The 20,748-nt window shown below is 73.6% G+C and carries 12 protein-coding genes and 1 pseudogene; 10 read left to right on the top strand and 3 right to left on the bottom strand.

Going from position 1 to position 20,748, the window contains the following annotated elements; genetic code table 11:
* Positions 1-4 precede the first annotated feature (4 nt).
* Positions 5-3,334 carry a bifunctional lysylphosphatidylglycerol synthetase/lysine--tRNA ligase LysX gene (lysX, locus tag C4U03_RS06945; RefSeq protein ID WP_103936787.1) on the bottom strand — a complete coding sequence of 1,110 codons (3,330 nt, stop codon included), beginning with the start codon at positions 3,332-3,334 and terminating at the stop codon, positions 5-7.
* A gap of 181 nt (positions 3,335-3,515) precedes the next feature.
* On the opposite strand from lysX, the gene C4U03_RS06940 reads away from it, so the two are divergent.
* The 9 genes from C4U03_RS06940 to C4U03_RS06905 all read left to right on the top strand — a co-directional run bounded on the left by C4U03_RS06940 (position 3,516) and on the right by C4U03_RS06905 (position 15,999).
* Positions 3,516-5,378, top strand: a complete 1,863-nt coding sequence (locus C4U03_RS06940; protein WP_235017684.1) for a serine/threonine-protein kinase — start codon at positions 3,516-3,518, stop codon at positions 5,376-5,378.
* 42 nt (positions 5,379-5,420) lie between these two features.
* The gene (locus tag C4U03_RS06935) at positions 5,421-7,076 is read left to right on the top strand and encodes a serine/threonine-protein kinase (RefSeq protein ID WP_103936785.1); all 1,656 of its coding nucleotides are present in this window, start codon (positions 5,421-5,423) and stop codon (positions 7,074-7,076) included.
* Positions 7,077-7,133: 57 nt separating this feature from the next.
* Positions 7,134-8,543: a serine/threonine-protein kinase gene (locus tag C4U03_RS06930; protein WP_103936784.1), complete on the top strand. Its 1,410-nt coding sequence runs from the start codon at positions 7,134-7,136 to the stop codon at positions 8,541-8,543.
* A 363-nt stretch (positions 8,544-8,906) separates the two neighbouring features.
* Entirely contained in the window at positions 8,907-10,697 is a 1,791-nt protein-coding gene (locus C4U03_RS06925; protein WP_103936783.1) for a thiamine pyrophosphate-requiring protein, read from the top strand.
* Positions 10,698-10,804: 107 nt separating this feature from the next.
* Positions 10,805-11,428: a TetR/AcrR family transcriptional regulator gene (locus C4U03_RS06920; protein WP_103936782.1), complete on the top strand. Its 624-nt coding sequence runs from the start codon at positions 10,805-10,807 to the stop codon at positions 11,426-11,428.
* A 261-nt stretch (positions 11,429-11,689) separates the two neighbouring features.
* Positions 11,690-12,973 (top strand): helix-turn-helix domain-containing protein, encoded by a 1,284-nt coding sequence (locus C4U03_RS06915; protein ID WP_103936781.1) that lies wholly within the window; start codon positions 11,690-11,692, stop codon positions 12,971-12,973.
* Between the two features lie 56 nt (positions 12,974-13,029).
* Positions 13,030-13,173, top strand: a complete 144-nt coding sequence (locus C4U03_RS40290; RefSeq protein WP_160146916.1) for a hypothetical protein — start codon at positions 13,030-13,032, stop codon at positions 13,171-13,173.
* Complete coding sequence (locus tag C4U03_RS06910; RefSeq protein ID WP_235017683.1) at positions 13,170-14,555, top strand: MFS transporter; 1,386 nt, start codon at positions 13,170-13,172, stop codon at positions 14,553-14,555. The genes C4U03_RS40290 and C4U03_RS06910 overlap by 4 nt, the downstream gene beginning before the upstream one ends.
* Positions 14,545-15,999 carry a pyridoxal phosphate-dependent decarboxylase family protein gene (locus C4U03_RS06905; protein WP_103936780.1) on the top strand — a complete coding sequence of 485 codons (1,455 nt, stop codon included), beginning with the start codon at positions 14,545-14,547 and terminating at the stop codon, positions 15,997-15,999. The genes C4U03_RS06910 and C4U03_RS06905 overlap by 11 nt, the downstream gene beginning before the upstream one ends.
* On the opposite strand, the gene C4U03_RS42390 is transcribed toward C4U03_RS06905, so the two are convergent.
* Together C4U03_RS42390 and C4U03_RS06890 are read right to left on the bottom strand one after the other, a co-directional pair.
* Positions 15,974-19,114 carry a D-alanyl-D-alanine carboxypeptidase gene (locus C4U03_RS42390; RefSeq protein ID WP_268817492.1) on the bottom strand — a complete coding sequence of 1,047 codons (3,141 nt, stop codon included), beginning with the start codon at positions 19,112-19,114 and terminating at the stop codon, positions 15,974-15,976. The two genes, C4U03_RS06905 and C4U03_RS42390, sit on opposite strands and share 26 nt — an antisense overlap.
* 270 nt (positions 19,115-19,384) lie before the next feature.
* Entirely contained in the window at positions 19,385-19,585 is a 201-nt protein-coding gene (locus C4U03_RS06890; protein ID WP_103936778.1) for a FitA-like ribbon-helix-helix domain-containing protein, read from the bottom strand.
* Between the two features lie 17 nt (positions 19,586-19,602).
* On the opposite strand from C4U03_RS06890, the pseudogene C4U03_RS06885 reads away from it, so the two are divergent.
* Positions 19,603-20,514 (top strand): annotated as a pseudogene (locus C4U03_RS06885) (RNA-guided endonuclease InsQ/TnpB family protein); the annotation flags it as partial.
* Between the last annotated feature and the right edge of the window lie 234 nt (positions 20,515-20,748).

Here is a 20,748-nt window from a genome sequence, read left to right as displayed (position 1 = left end):
GCGGTCAGCGGGGGCGGGCCAGCGGGAAGGGGATCGTCTCGCGGATGCTCCGGCCGGTCAGGGTGATCAGCAGCCGGTCGATGCCCATCCCCATGCCCCCGGCGGGCGGCATGGCGTACTCCAGGGCCCGCAGGAAGTCCTCGTCCAGCTCCATCGCCTCAGGGTCGCCGCCGGCCGCCAGCAGCGACTGCTCGGTGAGCCGCTCGCGCTGCAGGATGGGGTCGATCAGCTCGCTGTAGGCGGTGCCCAGCTCCAGGCCGAACACGATCAGGTCCCACTTCTCGGCCAGCCGGGGGTCGGCGCGGTGCGGCCGGGTCAGCGGGGAGGTCTCGGCCGGGTAGTCGCGCACGAACGTCGGGGCCTTCAGCTCCTCCTCGACCAGGACCTCGAACAGCTCCTGCACCAGCTTGCCCTGGCCCCAGTCGACGTCGAAGCCCAGCCCGACCCGGTCGGCGTGCTTGCGCACCACCGACACCGGCGTGTCCGGGGTGATCTCCTCGCCGAGGGCCTGCGACACCGACCCGTACACGGTGACCTCCCGCCACGGCTCGGCCAGGTCGTACTCGACGCCGTCGCGGGCCACCACCGTCGTGCCGAGCGCGGCGCGGGCGGCCTCCAGCACCAGGTCGCGGGTGAGGGCGGCCATCGTGTCGTAGTCCCCGTAGGGCTCGTAGGCCTCCAGCATCGTGAACTCGGGGTTGTGCTTGGGGGAGACGCCCTCGTTGCGGAAGTTGCGGTTGAGCTCGAAGACCTTGCCGACCCCGCCCACCAGCAGCCGCTTGAGGTACAGCTCCGGCGCGATCCGCAGGTACAGCTGCATGTTGTAGGCGTTGATGCGGGTGGTGAACGGGCGGGCGGTGGCGCCGCCGTGGATGGGCTGCAGCATGGGGGTCTCGACCTCCAGGTAGCCCCGTTCGCGCAGCCGGTCGCGGACCGCCGCCACCGCGTCCCCGCGCATCCGCAGCATCCGGCGGGCCTCGTCGTTGACGATGAACTCCACGTACCGCTGCCGCACCCGGGCCTCCGGGTCCGACAGCCCGCTGCGCTTGTTGGGCAGCGGACGCAGGCACTTGGCCGTCAGCGTCCACCGCGAGGCCAGCACCGACAGCTCGCCGCGCCGGGAGGTGACCACCTCGCCCTCGACGCCGACCTGGTCGCCGAGGTCGATCATCCGCTTCCAGGCGGCCAGCGACCCCGGGCCGTCCCCGTCCGCCACCAGCTCGCCGGCCGACAGCATCACCTGGATGTCACCGGACTCGTCGCGCAACGTGACGAACACCAGCCGGCCGTGCTCGCGGGCCAGCACCACCCGCCCGGCGACCGAGACCCGCTCGCCGGTACGGGTGTCGGCGGGCAGGCCGGGGAAGCGGGCGCGGATGCCGGCGGCGTGGTCGGTGCGGTCGAACCCCAGCGGGTAGGGGTCGAGCCCGGCGGCGCGGATCTGGTCGAGCTTGGCGTGCCGTACCCGCTCCTGCTCCGACAGCCGCCGCCGGGGGGCGCGGGCGGCCTCCGCCTCGTCCTCGATGTCCCGGATCCTGCGGACGAGGTCGGGGGAGGGGGTGAGTCGGGCGGCCCGGTCGAGCTTCGGCCGGTTGATCGTCGGCAGGAACCCCTCGGCCCGTGCGAAGGCCAGGCTCAGCCGCACCAGGTCGCGGGACTGCTGGTAGCAGACGAAACGCGGCGCCCAGATCGGGTTGTACTTGGCGTTGGCCAGGTACAGCGACTCCAGCTGCCAGAACTTGGAGGCCAGCGACAGGAACCGGTACCACCCCCGGGCGACCGGGCCGGCGCCGAGCTGGGAGCCGCGCTCGAACGCCGCGCGCAGCATCGCGAAGTTCAGCGACATCCGCTGCGCGCCGATCAGCGCCGCCTGCTCGGCCACCTTCGCGACCATGTACTCGTTGAGGCCGTTCTCGGCGGTGCGGTCGCGGCGCATCAGGTCCAGCGACAGCCCGTGCCGCCCCCACGGCACGAAGCTGAGCAGCCCGCGCAGCTCCCCGCGGGCGTCGAACGCCTCGACCATCACGCAGCGGCCGTCGGTGGGGTCGCCGAGCCGGCCCAGCGCCATCGAGAACCCGCGCTCGGTCGCCCCCTCCCGCCACCGGTCGGCGCTGGCGATCAGCCGGCTCATCTCCTCGGCCGGGATCTGGGCGTGCCGGCGGATCCGCACCCGGTAGCCGGCCCGCTCGACCCGCCGGACCGCCTGGCGGACCTGGCGCATCTCGCGGCCCTCCAGCGAGAAGTCGGTCAGCTCCAGGATGGCCTCGTCGCCGAGCTCCAGCGCGTCGAACCCGTGCCGCCGGTACACGTGCGCCGCGCGCTCGCCCGCGCTGACCACGCCGGGGATCCAGGCGTGCGCGCGGCACTCGGCCAGCCACAGCTCGATCGCCTGGTCCCAGGACTCCGGGTCGCCGAGGGGGTCGCCGCTGGCCAGCGAGACCGCGCCCTCGACCCGGTAGGAGATGGCGGCCTTGCCGTTGGGGGCGACGATGACGTCCTTGTCGCGGCGCAGCGCGAAGTAGCCCAGCGAGTCCTGCTCGCCGTACTCGGCCAGCAGCCGGCGGGCCGCCAGCTCCTCGCCGGGGCTGAGCACCGCGTCGCGGCGGCCCGGCCGGAACAGCGCCCAGAAGGTGATGATCAGCAGGCCGGTGCCGAGCACGCCCAGCAGCAGGTTGACCCGGGTGGGCACGTCCACGTCGATGGGCTCGCCGGTCACCCCCGGGCCGCCGACCGTCTGCAGCGCCGCGTACAGCGCGTCGGTGACGAAGTCGCCCTGGGGGTCGCGGTTGGTCAGGGTGACCAGCCCGGTGCCCAGCAGCCCGCTGACCGCCAGCACCCCGGAGAACACCGCCAGCGCCAGCCTCCGGTTGGCACGGTCCGGCAGCGCGTTGAACTCCGACCGGGCCGCCGCCAGCAGGGTCAGCACCGCCGCGTAGGCGGCCAGCGTGAACAGCTCGCCCAGCGCGACCGACCGGTCCGGCTCCAGCGCCAGCTTGCCGACCACCAGCAGCGCGAACCCGAAGTAGACGCCGAACAGCAGCATCAGGATCCGCCAGGCGGCCTTCTTGCGCCGCCGCACCCCCATCGACAGCAGGATGAGCAGCACCCCGTAGGGCAGGCTGGCGGTGAAGCCGAGGTAGTAGATCCAGCGCAGCGCCCAGATTCCGCCCAGCCGCTGGATCAGGTCCGAGGAGACGAACGCCAGGATCGACAGTACGCCCGACAGCCGGGTGTACCAGAAGAAGACGTCCGGGGCCGACCGGGCGAGACGACCCCAGGTATCGCGCAGACCGGCGCCGGTCGCCCGGTCCGGAACCTTGCTGTCAGCCCTCATCAGGCCCCCGTGGTGGCTTGACGGTGTCTTCTCTGTTCTACCGGGTCTCACTGGCTCACACTTTTCAAGCTCGGGCGTCGCGTCGGCGAACCTCGGCGGTGCCGGCGTCGTCGTAGATACCGGGGGACGCGTTCGCGCGTCCCCTCCGAGGTTGTCAGCAATTGTCGATATGGTCGCGCATATGCCGAACGAGACCGCCGGAGAGAAGTTGCTCGCCCGGCGTTACCGCCTGGTGGCCCCGGTCGGCCATGGCGGCATGGGGACGGTCTGGCAGGCTCACGATGAGGTCCTCGGTCGTGACGTGGCGGTGAAAGAGGTCATCCTGCCGCACGGTCTCACCGACGAGGAACGCTCCGTTCAGTACAAGCGGACGTTCCGTGAGGCCCGCACCGCGGCGCGGCTCGGTCACCCGGGCGTGGTCACCGTATACGACGTCGTCGAAGAGGACGGCCGACCCTGGATCATCATGGAGCTGATCCGGGCCCGCTCGCTGGACCAGGTGATCAAACGGGAGGGCCCGCTGCCGGTGCGGCGGGCCGCCGAGATCGGCCGCCAGATGCTGGCCGCCCTGCACGCCGCGCACGAGGCCGGGGTGCTGCACCGCGACGTCAAGCCCAGCAACGTGCTGCTGGGCGACGGCGACCGGGCCGTGCTGACCGACTTCGGCATCGCCGTGGCCACCGGGGACGCCACCCTCACCCAGACCGGCCTGGTGATGGGCTCGCCCGCCTACATCGCCCCCGAGCGGGCGCGCGGCAAGACCGCCGGGCCCGCCTCCGACCTGTGGTCGCTGGGCGTCACGCTGTACGCCATGGTGGACGGCCGGTCCCCGTTCGAGCGGCCCGAGCCGATGGCCTCGCTGGTGGCGATCATCTCCGACGACCCGCCGCCGGCGCCGCACGCCGGGGCGCTGGCCCCGGTGATCGAGGGCCTGCTGCGCAAGGACCCCGACGAGCGGATGAGCGCCCCTGAAGCCGGGATGCTGCTGGACGAGATCGTCCGGGAGGAGTCGGTCGACGCCCAGTACACCCGCCCGGTGCCGCCGCCCCCCGAGGCCGGCTCGCAGGCGCCGCCCGAGGCCGACGAGCTGGACCGCTCGCATCCGGCGCAGCGCGCCCAGGAGATCGCCGCGATCGGCGACGGCGGGTCCGGCGACCCGCTGGAGACCGCGACCGACCCCGAGGAGCCCGCCGACGCCGCGCCCACCCGGGCCACCTCGCAGTCGCCGGAGCCCGCGGCCACCGTGCTGGACGAGGCCGGCCTGCGGGCCGGGCCGCCCGGCGGCGACACCCTGCCGGCCGGTGCGTCCCCCGGCACCCGTTCCAGCACCGGGGCCGGCGGCGGACGTCGCGGGCCGGGCGCGCGTGTGCTGATCGGGGTCGTCGTCGTGGTGCTGCTCCTGGCCATCAGCGTGGTGGCGGTGATGATGAACCGCGACAACGAACCCGACCGCAAGCCCGGCGGCGCGCTGAGCGTGCGGGTGACCTCCGGCCCGCCGACCGGCGGTTCGTCGGGGAGCCCGACCACGGCCCGTACGGCCAGCGCGTCGGCGTCGCCGTCGGAGGAGTCCGGCGACGACCCTCCCGAGGGCTTCCGCCGCCACCGGGACCGCACCGGTTTCTCCATCGTGGTCCCCGAGGACTGGAACGGCCCGGAGCGCGAGGGCACCAGCGTGTTCTTCCGCTCTTCCGACCGCGGCTCCTACGTGCAGGTCGACCAGACCTCCGACCCGAGCTCCAGCGCTCTGCGGGACTGGGAGGAGTTGGAGGCCGCCACCAGGGGCTCGCGGTTCCCCGGCTACGACCGCATCAAGCTCGGGCCGACCGGTGACCAGCCGCCCGTCCCCGACACCGGGGACGGCGACAAGTCGGCCGACTGGGAGTTCACCTGGCAGGGCAGCTCCGGCCGGATGCACGGGCTGAACCGGGGCTTCGTGGCCGGCGGCAACGGATACGCGATCTTCCTCGTGGCGCCCGACAGCCAGTGGGAGGAGACCCGTTCGGAGCTGGAGCCGGTCTTTCGCCACTTCGAGCCGGCCGACTGAGCCGGCATTCCCCCCTTTCCCACGTCGATAGGGCAACAGACCATGGCGGGTACGCAGCCGCAGACCGCGCAGCCAGGGCACCGGGTCGCCGGCCGCTACCGGCTGGAGGCGATGCTCGGCCGGGGCGGCATGGGCACCGTCTGGCGGGCGCGCGACGAGATGCTCGACCGCGAGGTGGCGGTCAAGGAGGTGCTGGTCCGTCAGGAGCCGGGCGAGGCCGAGCGGGCGGCGATGCGCGAACGGACGCTGCGCGAGGCGCGGGCCACCGCCCGGCTCAGCCATCCCGGCATCGTCACCGTGCACGACGTGGTGGACGAGGACGACCGGCCCTGGATCGTGATGGAGCTGGTCCGCTCCCGCTCCCTGCAGGACCTGATCGACGCGGACGGGCCGCTGCCGCCCGGCCGGGTCGCCGGCATCGGCCGGCAGATGCTCGCGGCCCTGCGCGCCGCCCACGCCGTCGGCATCCTGCACCGCGACATCAAGCCCGCCAACGTGCTGATCACCGATGAGGGACGGGCGGTGCTGACCGACTTCGGCATCGCCCGGGTGATGGGCGAGGCCACGATGACGCAGACCGGGCTGCTGGTGGGCTCGCCCGCGTACATGCCGCCCGAGCGGGCCAGGGGAGAGCCCGCCACCCCCGCCTCCGACCTGTGGGCGCTGGGCGCCACCTTGTACGCCGCCTGCGAGGGGCGCCCGCCGCACGAGCGCTCCGAGGTCATGGCGGTGCTGGCGGCGGTGCTGACGGAGGACCCGCCGCCGCCGCGCAACGCCGGCCCGCTGACCCCGGTGCTGGGCGGGCTGCTGCTGCGCGACCCGGCGCACCGGCTGACCGCGCCGCAGGCGGAGGAGATGCTGGCGCGGATCGCGGCCGACGCCCGGCCCGCCCCGGCCCCATCCACGACCGATACAGAACACATCCCTCACCCGACCGCCACACTGCCGCCGTACGTGCCGCAGGCGCCGGACGAACTCGCCACCGGCCCGGCCATTCCACCCGTTCCACCCGCCCCGCCCGCCCGCCGCTCCTCGACCAACCCGGGGATGCTGCTGCTGGTGGGCGTGCTCACCACCATCGCGCTCGTGCTGACCTTCGTCCTGGTCACGCGGCTGGGCTCCACGGGGAACGGCCGCGAGAACACGGCGGGCTCGTCCGGCTCGCCCAACCCGGCCAGCGGGCAGGCGGCCCCGCAGGTCCCGCAGACTCCGCAGGAGGACGACCCGTCACAGCCCTCCGCGCCCTCCAGCGCGTCCGTTCCCGACGTGCCCCCCGGGCTGCGGCTGGAGAACGGACCCGGCTACCGGATCGGGGTGCCGGAGGGCTGGCGCCGTTTCACGATGGGCAACAGCGTGTTCTGGCGTTCCCCGGACTCAAGCGCCTACGTCCAGGTAGACCGGACACAGTGGTCGGGCGACCCGCTCTCCCACTGGGAGCAGTGGGAGAGCGAGGTGGTCGCCGCCGGTAAGATGCGCGACTACCGGCGCATCGGCCTCGGCCGCCCGACGGGGGTCCCCTACGACGCCGCCGACCTGGAGTTCACCTGGACGAACGCGGACGGCGTGCCCATGCACGGCATCGACCGTGGGGTCGTCGTGGACGGGCGGCCGTATGCGGTGTTCATCGCGATCCCGCAAGAGCAGTGGGACGGAAACCGCGAAAAGGTGAACAATGTCCTCGACACGTTCCGGCCCTGAGCGGCCGGACGCACCACGGTAGGGACTCACGCGTCCCAGACGGGGGACCATTCAGTCATGGCGCAGGGTCAGCAGGGTCATCTGCTCGGCAACCGCTACCGTCTCGACACGGTGGTCGGCCGGGGCGGCATGGGCACCGTCTGGCAGGCCTACGACACCATGCTGGACCGCGAGGTGGCGGTCAAGGAGGTGCTGCTGCCCCCGGGGCTCAGCCCGGCCGACCGCGACGTGCTCTACGAGCGGACGTTCCGGGAGGCGCGGGCCTCGGCGCGGCTCAACCATTCCAGTGTGGTCACCGTCCACGACGTGCTGAACGAGGGCGGCCGGCCCTGGCTGGTGATGGAGTTCGTGCGGGCCCGCTCCCTGCAGGACCTGATCGACGAGGGGCCGGTGCCGCCGCGCCGGGCCGCCGAGATCGGCCGGCAGACCTTGGACGCGCTGCGCCACGCGCACGGCAAGGGCATCCTGCACCGCGACGTCAAGCCCAGCAACGTGCTGATCACCGATGAGGGGCGGGCGGTGCTGACCGACTTCGGCATCGCCCAGGTGGAGGGCGACGCCACGCTCACCCAGACCGGCCTGGTGATGGGGTCGCCCGCCTACATCCCGCCGGAGCGGGCGCAGGGCGAGCGGGCGGTGCCCGCCTCCGACCTGTGGGCGCTGGGCGCCACCCTGTACGCGGCGGTCGAGGGACGCTCCCCGTACGAGCGCTCCGACGCGATGGCGTCGCTGGCGGCCGTGCTCAGCGAGCCGGTGCCGCCGCCGCGCAACGCCGGGCCGCTGCGGGACGTGCTGATGGGGCTGCTGGCCCGCGAGCCGAGGTACCGGCTGACCGCCGACCAGGCACTGCCCCGGCTGGCTGAGGTGGCGGGCATGCCGGAGGCCCGTACCGGCACGCCCCCGCAGGTGCGCGAGTTCCGCACGGTGCTGGACGAGACCAAGCTGGACGAGCCGTTCGAGCGCCCGGCGGCCCGGCCGCTCGGCCGCTCCGCGCAGCGGCCTGCGGACCGACCGGCCGAGCGGCCGCCGAACCGACCCGCGCACCGTCCCTCGGTCGGGTACGGACCGCCGCCGCCGCTGCCTCCCCAGGCGGGGGAGACCGTGCTCGACTCCGCCGAGATGGAGACCACCACCCGGGACGACACCGGTCCGGAATCCCGCCCGCGGCACACGCCGCCGCAGCACGACGCCGAGGCGCGCACCGTCGTGCAGACGGACTGGACGCCGCCTCCGCCCTACAACCCGGCGCAGTGGCAGCAGCGGCCCCAGCAGCCCCAGCGGTCTCGGTCGCAGGACCGGTACGAGCGCGAGCGCACCAGGACCATCGTGATCGTCGCCGTCGCGGTGATCCTGGTCGTGATCGCGGTGCTGGCCGGGGCGCTCATTCTGCGCGAGCGGACCGGCGCCGCCGGACCGTCCGGCGGCGCGGGCACCGGCACCGCCGCCGTCACCGCCGGTCCGGCCTGACCAGGCCCCACCCGGAGCACCCCGGCCGGGCGCGGTCGCGGGCATCGAGCCTGACCACGGCCCGGCCGGCATGGGCCTTGGCGGCGGCCGGCTGCTCGGCCCGGACGGCAACGGCCCGATCCACACCGACCGGTCACGGGGACGCCGGTCGAGGCGCGGGAGGGGCCGGAACGGAGCGGTGCTGTTCGCCCTTGCACGGTCATCGGCGACCCGGCCGGACGGCGTCGGCCCGCGGACGCGCCCGCCGCTCCTCCCAGGGAGCACGTGCCGCCCCACGTTTCAACCGCGAGCCCGGGGAAGGGCGCAGGACGAAGCGGCCCGAAGAGGGGAGAACGGCGACGTTCCGAGCGGGAGGAGAAGCGAATGGCACGTACCGTTGGCGATTACGTGCTCGAAAGACTCCGCGAGTGGGATGTGGAGTACGTCTTCGGCTATCCGGGCGACGGCATCAACGGCATCATCGCCGCGTTCGGCCGGGCCGACGGCCCCAGGTTCGTACAGAGCCGGCACGAGGAGATGTCCGCGTTCGAGGCGGTCGGTTACGCCAAGTTCGGCGGCCGGCCGGGGGTCTGCATGGCGACCAGCGGGCCCGGCGCGATCCACCTGCTGAACGGCCTGTACGACGCCAAGCTCGACCACGTTCCGGTGGTGGCGATCGTGGGCCAGACGAACCGCAGCGCCCTGGGCGGCAACTACCAGCAGGAGGTGGACCTGCAGTCGCTGTACAAGGACGTGGCCAGTGCCTACGTGCAGATGGCCGTCGTTCCTGAGCAATTCCCCAACTTGATCGACCGGGCGATGCGGATCGCGCTGGCCGAGCGCGCCCCCACCTGCGTGATCATCCCGGCCGACCTGCAGGAGGAGGAGTACCGGCCGCCCGAGCACGCGTTCAAGCAGGTTCCCTCGTCGGCGCCCGGCTACGTCCGGCCGGTCACCCGCGCTCCCGCGGCGGAGGTGCAGCGCGCCGCCGAGGTCATCAACGCCGGCTCCAAGGTCGCGATCCTGGTCGGCCAGGGCGCCCGGGACGCCCGCGCGGAGGTCCTGGAGGTCGCCGAGATCACCGGTGCCGGGGTGGCCAAGGCGCTGCTGGGCAAGGACGTGCTGCCCGACGACCTGCCGTACGTGACCGGGGCGATCGGGCTGCTGGGCACCCGGCCCTCCTACGAGCTGATGCGCGACTGCGACACGCTGCTGATCGTCGGCTCGAACTTCCCCTACACCCAGTTCCTGCCGGAGTTCGGGTCGGCGCGGGCGGTGCAGATCGACGTGGACGGCCGGATGATCGGGATGCGGTACCCCACCGAGGTGAACCTGGTGGGCGACGCGGCCGAGACGCTGCGGGAGCTGATCCCCCGGCTGGAGCGCAAGCGCGACACCTCCTGGCGGCGGACCGTGCAGGACGGCGTGGCCCGCTGGTGGGAGGTCGCCAGACGGCAGGCGGAGGTCGAGGCCGACCCGATCAACCCGATGCGGCTGTTCTGGGAGCTGTCGACCCGGCTGCCCGACAACGCCGTCGTCACCGCCGACTCCGGCTCGGCCGCCAACTGGTACGCCCGCGACCTGCGGTTCCGCGGCGACGTGCGGGGCTCGCTGTCGGGCACGCTGGCCACCATGGGCCCGGGGGTGCCGTACGCCATCGGCGCCAAGTTCGCGCTGCCGGACCGCCCGGCGATCGCGCTGGTCGGGGACGGGGCGATGCAGATGAACGGGATGGCCGAGCTGATCACGATCCAGCGCTACCACACGCGCTGGGCCGATCCCCGGCTGATCGTGGCGGTGCTGCACAACAACGACCTCAACCAGGTGACCTGGGAGCTGCGGGCGATGGCCGGCGCCCCGAAGTTCGAGGAGTCGCAGACGCTGCCGGACGTGCCGTACGCGGCGTTCGCCCGCTCGATCGGGCTGGAGGGCATCGAGGTGGACAAGCCCGAGGCGATCGGGCCCGCCTGGGACCGGGCGCTGACCGCCGGCCGACCGGCGGTGCTGGACGTACGGGTGGATCCCGACATCCCGCCGATCCCGCCGCACGCGGAGTTCGCGCAGATCAAGGACGCGGCCGAGGCCATCATCAAGGGCGACCCCGACTCCTGGGGGGTGGTCCGCAAGGGGCTCAAGACCAAGGCGCAGGAGATGTTCACTCCCAAGGGCCCGTGACGGACGCCGCCGTGCCCGGCGGCCGGGTCCGCCCGGTCGCCGGGCACCGGCTGCAACCGGATGGTCTGGAATGCGCAAGAATGGGGGCGCATCTAGGGAGGCCCCACTTGCCCGGCGACGTGCGGATCACCGTCACCCGGAGTCTGAGCAAAGACCAGCAGGCTCGCCGGGCGCGGCTGATCGACGCCGCCCGGGAGCTGGCGCTGCAGGGCGGGTACGCCGCCGTCACCATGCACGACGTGGCCGACCGGGCCGGGGTGGCCAGGGCCACCGTGTACCGCTACTTCGCCACCAAGGACCACCTGCTCACCGAGGTCGCCGTCACCTGGGCGCACGTGGTCACCGACGGCACCGCCGCGCTGGCCGTCGGGGACACCCCGGCCGAGCGGCTGACCGGGCTGCTGGTGCGGATCGTCGAGGTGGCCGCCGCCGACCGCACCCTGACCTCGGCGGTCATCCAGGCCGTCACCTCCGACGACCCCAGCGTGGAGGACGCCCGCACCGCGCTGTTCCTGCTGGTCCGCGACCGGCTGGCGGCGGTGATCGGCGAACCGGTGCCCGACCTGGCCGACATCGAGATCGTGCTCGGCCACGTGCTGCTGGCCGCGCTGGTCTCACTGACCTCGCTGGGCCGCCCGCTGGAGGAGGTCCGCCAGATGGTCACCACCGCCGGCCGGCTCATCATGGCCGGGGTGCCGGCCCGCCGGGACGGACCGGCCGTGCCTCGCTGAGAGCCGGGCCGGAAATTGAACGGCGGTGACAGAAGACGCTGCGAGTTCATGTCGTACCGCATTGCCCGGATGCCGTGCCACCTGCCACGATGATGTCCCGGCGGTTGCGGGGGGCTGTTTCCGGTAGGGCTCTCGCGGCCGCCTTTTGTCATCCGGGTGACAATGCGGCGGGCCGAATGTGTCGCCGGCCCCGAAGTTTGCCGGATCACAGAGGAGATAACTTCCGGGAGACCGCGACTGCCGACCACGGAGGTACGACCGGTGACCACCCCCGAACAACGCACCGCCCTGCCGCCCTGGACGGGCGTCCCGTGCGAGATCGCGGACCTGTGCCGTCCCTACCTGGCGGACGTGGCCGAGGAGATGATCGAGGAGATCCAGCGCGGCGTGCCCGAGTACGCCCGTCCGCTGGACGAGGAGTACGTGCGGATGGTGCGGCTGGCGGTGGAGGGGGCACTGGGCCAGTTCGTCGATCTGATCGGAGACTCCGGGGCGTCCTGGGAGCCGGTCGCCGCCGTCTACCGGGAGATCGGCTGGGCCGAGGCCCGCGAGGGCCGCAGCCTGGACGCGCTGCAGACCGCGCTGCGGCTGGGCGCCCGGGTGGCCTGGCGGCGGCTGGCCGCCGAGGCCGAGAAGCTCAACGTCTCCCGGCGCACCCTGGGCCGGCTGGCCGAGGCGATCTTCGCCTTCCTGGACGAGATCGCCGCCGCCGCCACCCAGGGTTACCACAAGGCCCGCGCCCAGGTGGCCGGCGAACTCGAGCACCGCCGCCGGCGGCTGCTGGACCTGCTGCTGGCCGAGCCGCCCGCTGCCCCGCAGGCGATCGTCGACCTGGCCCGGGTGGCGCAGTGGCGGCTGCCGCAGACCGTCGCGGCGGTGGCGCTGGCCGAACGCGGCCCGGACCGCTACGCGCACCCCTCGCTGCCGCCGGACGTGCTGGCCGACGTCAACCGGCGCGAACCCTGCCTGGTCGTCCCCGACCCGGACGGCCCCGGCCGGCCCCGGATGCTGGAGAACGCCCTGCGCGACTGGGTGGCCGCGGTCGGCCCCACCGTCCGGGTGGAGGAGACGGCCAAGTCGCTGCGCTGGGCCCGGGAGGGGCTGGCGCTGGCCCGCCGGGGCGTGCTCCCCGCCGACCGGCCGGTGCGCTGCGTGGAGCACATGCCCACGCTGGTCATGTTCAAGGACGAGGACCTGATCCGGATCGTCGGCGAGCGGCGGCTGGCCCCGCTGCAGAAGGTGCGGGCCCGGCACCGCGAGCGGCTGGCGCGTACGCTGCTGGCCTGCCTGCAGAGCGGCTTCAACGCCACCGAGGTCGCCACCCGCCTGCACGTCCACCCGCAGACCGTGCGGTACCGGCTGCATCAGCTGGAGGAGCTGTTCGGCGACGAGCTCTACGACCCCGACATCCGGCTGGAGTTCGAGATGGTGCTGCACGTGTGGCTGTTCCAGGCGCAGGAGGCCGACGCCCCCGCCACGGTGATCTCCCTGGAGGGCGGCCGGCAGAGCGCGCTCGCCCCCACGGCCGCGGCCACCCGTTCCTGACCTGGCCCCCGAACAAGCGATTGACCAAGATGATCAGGGCGACCTAGGGTGACGGGATGCGCGCCGCCGACCGCCGTGACCACGTCCTGGCCACCGGAGACGTCCGGCGGCGTACCGGCGGCCGGCGAGCCCCGGCCCGTTCCCACACCCACCCGCACCGGTCGGACGGCGGCCTGCCGCTCCCGCGGGTCGTCCCGTGAGCGCCGGCCCGGCGCCCGGACGGGTGGACGGCGCGGTGCCGCCGCTCGGCCGCGGGCGGCTGCTGGGCTATGGCGTCGGATCGGTGGGCACCGGGGTGTTCTCCGCGGTGCCCGGGCTGCTGCTGCTCTACTACCTCACCGACGTGCTGGGCGTGTCGGCCGCGATCGCGGGCGTGGTCCTTGTCGTGCCCAAGGCGTGGGACGTGATCCTCAACCCCATCGTGGGCGCCGCCAGCGACCGTGAGGCGGTGCGAACCGGACGGCGGATCCGGCTGCTGCTGGCCGGGGCGCTCACCCTGCCGGTGCTGTTCGCGGCCATGTTCGCGGCGCCGGGCTCGTCCCCCGCCCCGGCGGCGGCGTGGGTGGCGGTCGCCTTCCTGCTGGCGGCCTCCGCGTTCGCCTGCTTCCAGGTGCCGTACGTGGCGCTGCCCGCCGAGATCTCCTCCCGGCCCGACCAGCGCAGCCGGGCGATGACCTGGCGGATCGTAGCCCTGACGCTCGGCATCCTGGTGGCCGGCGGCGCGGCTCCCGCGCTGGTGGAACTGGCCGGCGGCGGCCGGGCCGGCTACGCGCTGATGGGCGTGGTCATCGGGCTGGTGATCGCCGCGGCGCTGCTGACCTCGGTGGTCTCGACCCGGTGGATCGCCTCGCGGGCCGGGCCCCGGCCGCTGGGCCTGGTCGCCGCGCTGCGCACCGCCTGGGGCAACCGGCCGTTCTTCGTGCTGCTCGGCGCGGCCGTGATACAGACGCTGGCGGTCGCCGTCATGCTCGCCGGAGCCCCCTACGCGGCGACCTATTTGCTGGACGACTACGGCCTGACCTCGGCGATGTTCGTCTGTCTGGTCGGCCCCAGCATCCCGGCCGTCCCGCTGTGGAACCGGCTGGCCCGCCGCCACGGACCCATCCCCTGTTACGTCGTCGCGGTGGCGGTGTTCGCGGCGGGGACCGTCGCGCTGTACCCGGCGCTGGACGCGGGCGCGGCCCTGCCGGTGCTGGCGCTGTGCGGGCTGCTGGGGGTCTGCTACGCCGCGATCCAGTTGCTGTCGTTCTCGCTGCTGCCGGAGTCGGTGCACGCCGACAGCGGCCGGACGGGCCACGCCCAGGCCGGGGCGTTCACCGGGGTGTGGACGGCCGCCGAGACCGGGGCACTGGCGATCGGTCCCGGGGTGTTCGCGCTGGTGCTGGCGCTGACCTCGTACCGTGCCGCCGACTTCGACGAGCCCGTCGCCCAGCCGGGCAGCGCCCTCACCGGCCTGACGGCCGGCTTCACCCTGCTGCCCGCCGCCCTCCTCCTGCTCAGCATCCCGCTGCTGCTGTCCTATCGGAGGCTGGCCGCGCGCCAGTACGTCACGCACGACGCGGAAGGCGAACATGCTTCCTGAGAACGGCCGTCCGGCCGCCGACGTCCTGGCCGAGATCGACCGGCTGACGGAGGCGGACCTGCCCGTCCGCGGCGGCAAGGTGACCGCCTACGTGTACGACACCGGGCTGCCGGAGGTGCACGAGACGGCGGCGCGGGCCTACCTGCGGATGCTGGAGGTCAACGGCCTGGACCCCACCGCCTTCCCCAGCATTGTGGAACTGGAGCGCCAGGTGGTCGGGGCGGTGGCGCAGCGGCTCGGCGGCGACGCGGCCACCCCCGGCATCTTCACCAGCGGCGGCACCGAGTCCATCATGCTCGCGGTCAAGGCGGCCCGCGACGCCCGCCCGGTCGAGGGCGGGCGCCCGCAACTGGTCGTCCCCGTCACCGCGCATCCGGCCTTCCACAAGGCCGCGCACTACCTGGGCCTGGAGCCGGTCGCCGTCCCGGTCGACCCCGCCACCTTCCGGGCCGACCCCGCCGCCGCGGCCGCCGCGATCACTGACCGGACGGTGCTGGTCGTCGTCTCCGCCCCGTCCTACCCGCAGGGGGTGGTCGACCCGGTCGCCGAGATCGCCGCCGCCGCGGCCGCCCGCGGGGTGCCGTGCCATGTGGACGCCTGTGTCGGCGGCTGGCTGCTGCCCTGGATGCGGGAGGCGGGCGCCGCCGTCCCGCCGTTCGACCTGTCGGTGCCCGGCGTCACCTCGCTGTCCTGCGACCTGCACAAGTACGGGTACGCGCCGAAGGGCGCCTCGGTGCTGCTGTTCGCCGACGAGGCCATGCGCCGCCGCGCCTACTTCGCCTCGGCCGACTGGCCCGGCTACACCGTCATCAACGCGACCGTGCAGAGCAGCAAGGGCGCCGGGCCGCTGGGCGGGGCATGGGCCACCATGCAGGCGCTCGGGGCGTCCGGCTACCGGGCGCTGGCGGCCGACGCGCTGCGGGCGACCCGGCGGCTGATCGACGGGGTGGCGTCGATCCCGGGCCTGCGGGTGCTGGGCTCCCCGGACGCCGCGCTGGTGGCGGTGGCCGCCGAACCGCCGCTCGACGTGTTCGTGCTGTCGGACGAGGCGCGCCGGCGCGGCTGGTTCATCCAGCCCCAGCTTTCGTACGCGGGCATCCCGGCCAACGTCCACCTGACGTTGACCGGGGTGAGCCTCGCCGGGGTGGACGAACTGCTGAAGGTGCTCGCCGAGTCGGCCGGGGCCGCCCGCGCCGCCGGGGCGCCCCAGGTGCCGGACGGGCTGGTGGAGGCGCTGCTCGCCCTGGACCTCGACACCGTCGATGACGCCGGGTTCGCGGGGCTGCTCGCCTCCGTCGGGGTGTCGCTCAACGGCGGCGGCCAGCCCGACATGGCGGTGGTCAACACCGTCCTGGACGCGCTGCCGCCCCGCACCCGTGAGGCCCTGCTCGTGCGCTTCCTGTCCGTGCTCTACCGGCCTAGTTCAACCGGGTCAGCCGGGTGAGCAGGTCGGGCTCGGTCAGCGGCTGTGGCAGCCGCAGCGGGAACCGCACCTGACCCGACCCGTCGCCCACCGTGACCGCGCCGACCTCCTCGCCCTGTGCGGCCCGGCCCGGCGGCGTGCCGTCGATCCCCAGCCGTACGGTCAGTCCGGGCCAGCCGATCGCGGTGACCGGCCGGGCGGCGGCCACCGGGGTCCGCCCGCCCAGCCCGTCGTCGATCACGGCGGCGGGCTGCCCGGCCCGGGCGAGGGTGGCCATGGTCAGCGTGCTCTGCGCGGCGCCGACCAGCCGCTGGGCGGCCGACATCGCGGCGATCGCACTGGTGCCCCGCTGGCCCATCACCGCGCCGATCATCAGCGTGTCCACCCCGGACACCTGCTTGCGGGCCGCGAACACGAAGTTGCCGCCGGCCGCGTCGGTGTAGCCGGTCTTGCCGCCCACGATCCCGTACCGGCCGAGCAGGATGTTGCCCGCCGGCCGCACCGGCCCGCCGTCGTTGGGCACGTACGTGCGGTTGGCGACCACCTCGGCGAAGGCGGGCAGCTTCATCGCCGCGCGCAGCAGCTTCACCTGGTCGGCGGCGGTGCTCACGGTGCCGGAGTCATAGCCGCTGGGGTCGGTGTAGCGGGTGTTGGTCATGCCCAGCTCCTGGGCGGTGGCGTTCATCTTGGCGACGAACGCCGCCGGGTCGCCGGAGTCCCACCGGGCCAGCTCGTGCGCGATGTTGTTGGCCGACACGACCATCAGCGCCTCAAGGGCCTTGCGCTCGGTGAACGGCTGCCCGGCCCGCACGTCCACGTGCGACTCGCCGCGCTCCTTGCGGAATCTCAGCCGCGCCGCCTCCTGCGGGGAGATCGTGAAGGTGGGCCCGTCCTCCCCGGACTGCAGGGGATGACTCTTCAAGAAGACGTAGGCCGTCATCACCTTGGCCACGCTGGCCGTCGGGATCGGGGTCTCCGAACCCGCCGTGCCCATCGTGCCGACGCCCTCCACCCCGATCACGGCCTGACCCTGTACCGGCAACGGCAGCGACGGGGCGGTGCCCGGGAAGGTATGCGAGGCCGGCAGCGTCAGCAGCATCGTGGGCTCGGGCAGCGGCCTGACCAACTGGACGGCCACGATCGCCACCAGCAGCACCGCCAGCGTGGCGGCCACGATCAGCGTCCGGCGACGCCCCTTAGACCGCTTCGGCTTCTGGGAGGGCTGGTACGCGGTCTCGTCCTGGGTCGTGGGCGCCTCCCACGACGGGGCCTCCGGAGCCGCGGCCTCCCCGGCCCGCGACGCCTGGTCCTCGTACGCCTCCGGCCCATGCGTCTGAGGCGCGTATACCTGGCGCTCGTACGCCTGGCGCTCGTATGCCTGCGGCTCGTGCGTCCGGGGCTGCTCGTACCTCTCCGGAGCGTATGCCGACGGCTCACGCGTCTGAGGCTCGTACGGCGCGGGCTCGCGTGTTTGAGGCTCGTATGGCGCGGGCTCGCGTGTTTGAGGCTCGTATGGCGCGGGCTCGCGTGTTTGAGGCTCGTATGGCGCGGGCTCGCGCGTCTCCGGTGGGTACGCCCGCGATTCGTGCGTCCGGGGCTCGTGCGGCTCCGGCCGTTGCGTCTGGGGCCGGAGGGGGTGCCATTCCAGTGCCTGCGGATCAGGCGTTTGGGGAGGCGCGGGCCGAGGAGCGGGTGACGCCGGCCGGGGCGCCTGATGGGGGCGGAACTCCGGGGGCTTCCCCGTCTGCAGGGGATCCTCCGCGGGCGGCGGCACCGGCCGCGTCGGCAGTCGCCGCGGCCGCGTGGGCGGAGGCGACCAGACCTGCCCCGGCTGCTCGGCCGGGGCCTGCGGGGCCGGGTCCTCCCGGACGATCGGGTCTTCCCGGGTGACCCGTTCCTCTCGGGTGACCGAGGCTTGTGGCGCCGGCGGTGCCGGCGCCTCGGCCGCCGGGGCCGGCTCGGAAGGGGCCGGCTCGGAAGGGGCCGGCTCGGAAGGGGCCGGCTCGGAAGGGGCCGGCTCGGAAGGGGCCGGCTCGGAAGGAGCGGGTTCAGAAGGGGTGGGCTCGGCCGGACGCTCGACGGCGGGCGGCTCGGGCGCCACGACGTCCGCCGGTCGCTCCGGCGCGGGCGACGAGTCTGAGTCTGAGAGCTCGACGTACCACAGGCGGGCCGTGTCGGGCATGTGCCGTTCGCCCGCGGACACGGGCTCGCTTGTGTCCGGTTCGTCATGCTCGGGCTCGGCCTCGGGCTCCTCCGGCAGGCCGTGGGCGGGAGCCGGGCCGTCCTCTTCCGGCTCCTCCTCGCGCGCTTCGGGCCCCGGCACGTCCTCGGACGCCCGCGGCTCCTCCTCGGGCTCCTGCGGCTCCTCCTCGGGCTCCCGCAGTTCCTCCTCGGGCTCCTGCGGTTCCTGCTCGTCACCGGAGGGCTCGTCCTGGGCCGAGGCGACGGGCTCCTCCCCGGCGGCCTCCTCACCCGCCGGCTCCTCCCGGGCGGAATCCTCGGTGCCGACCGCTTCCTCCCGGCCGGTCCGCTCGTCCTCGGGCTCGGCGGACGGCGTCGCGTCGGCCTCCGGAACGTCCGGATCTGCCGTGCCGCCCGCTGGGGGAGCGTCTGGGGCCTCGTCGGCCTCCGAGGCCTTGTCGGCCTCCGAGGGCTCGCCGGCCTCCAAAGGCTCGCCGGCGTCCGAGGACTCGCCGGTCTGCTGCGCGTCCTGCGGCCGATCCGGCTCCTCACCCTCCTGCGCTCGGTCCTGCGGAGCCTCGTGCTCATGAGCTCCGTGAGCCTCGGCGGGCTCCCCAGGCTCTCCGGGGTCGGCAGCCTCCTCGACCTCGGCGGCCTCCTCGACCTCGGCGGGCTCGTCGGCGGACCCGGACGAGGGCTCGGGCTCCGACGGCGCCTCGGGCTCGGCGGCTTCGGTGGTTTCCGGCCGCTCTTCGGGTGCCTCGTCGTCCTGGGAGCCGTCTTCGGGGTCGTCCTGGGGCGGCGGTGCGGACCCGGACGGCTCGGGGAGCAGCGCACCGGGCTGGAACGCCTCGCGAGAGACCGTCCACCGCCCGGACACATGGGTGGGAGGAGCGGTGGGCTCGTCGTCCTCGGCGGGCCGCTCCCGTTCCGGCCGGGTAGAGGAATCCGACACGGCGTGACCTCCTGCTCGCAGACGGAGTCCTCGCCGACGGCCCCCGTGACCTTGAAGCGTGCGAAGTTTACCGATAGGACGGTCCTTCGGCGGGTCGGGTTGGCCTGCGGCGGATCACCGATGAATTACGACGTGGACGCCACGCCCTTCGGACCGGGAGGAAACGCGGCATCGCCTAGAGGATGCCAGTTTCCCAGGATTTCGCGGGCACGTCCGAACACGATGATCGGCGTGTCTCGTCACCGAAATCTCCGGAGGGTGCCCCGGCCTTCAGGCCGGGGAGGAATCGGGCTTCCCGCGTGGCGGGGCAGGAGAAGACGTATCGCCGCCGGGTGATTCGTCGTCGGTGGTGTTGAGGGCGGTCTCCAGCAGGTGCAGGATCTCTGAGTTCAGGGACCGCCGGTCGGCGTGCGCGCGGGCGACCAGCCGGGTGTGGAGATCGTCCGGAAGCCGCAGGGAAAGTCGGATCATGATGCCATAATGGCGTCATGACGACGCCAATAGAAGCCGAGGAAGCCGGCCACGCCCGGTACACCTACCGGCTCCGTGTGTCGTCGGCCGCGCTCGCCGCGCTCAAGTCCGAGTGGGACCGGTGCCGCTGGGTGTGGAACCAGTGCGTCGCCACCTCCCGCGCCGCGCACCAGGCCGGGGAGGAATGCGGTCCGGCCCGCCTGGACAAGATGCTGACCGGGTGGCGCGCCGAGCACGAGTGGCTGCGCGAGGGGGCGTCGGTGCCCCAGCAGCAGATCATCCGGGACTTCGCCGCCTCCCGCGCCAAGGCCCTCAAGGACATCAAGGCCCGCCTGCCGATGCGGCAGCGCGCGGGGATGCCCCGGTTCAAGAAGAAGGCCATGGCCGCTCCGACGCTCAACTACACGCGGCGCGGTTTCCGGCTCAGGGGCGGCCGCCTGCGCCTGGCCGGGGGGATCGTGCTGACGGTGGTGTGGTCGCGCGAACTGCCCGCCGAGCCCTCCTCGGTGCGGGTCTACCGCGACGGTCTCGGCCACTGGTACGCCTCCTTCGTCGTCTCCGCCCAGACCCGGCCGCTGCCCGAAACCGGGCGTGTGATCGGGATCGACTGGGGTGTGCAGGAGACCGCGACCACCACCAGCGACGACCACGACCTGCCCCACCCCGGACACGGCAGGACGTCGGCCGCGAGGCTGGCCCGCTACCAGCGGAGGATGGCCCGCCGCAGGCCGAAGTCGGGGCAGGCGGCGTCGAAGGGGTATCGCACGGCCCGGCGGCAGGCTGTGAGGCTGCACAAGAAGGTGGCCCGGCAGCGGACCGACACCGCCCGCAAGTGGGCCAAGAAGGTCGTGCGCGATCACGATGTGATCGCCGTGGAGGACTTCCGGCCGCGCTTCCTGGCCAAGACCACCATGGCCCGCAAGGCGGCCGACGCGGCGATCGCGGCCACCAAGCACGAGCTGATCCACATGGCGCGCAAGCACGGGGCGAGACATCCGCCTGGTGCATCCCGCGCACACCACCATGGACTGCGGACAGTGCGGAGCGAGAACCAAGCACGCACTGCCGCTGTCGGAACGTACCTACACCTGCACCGCGTGCGGAGCCGTCTCCCCCAGGGACAAGAACTCCGCCCGCGTGATGCTCGCCCGGGCTGGTCTGAA

This window comes from Thermomonospora echinospora (genome assembly GCF_900108175.1).
GTDB classification, from domain to species: domain Bacteria; phylum Actinomycetota; class Actinomycetes; order Streptosporangiales; family Streptosporangiaceae; genus Thermomonospora; species Thermomonospora echinospora.
Note: the sequence above shows the minus strand (reverse complement) of the source record. Positions and strands in the feature narration are given on the sequence as shown.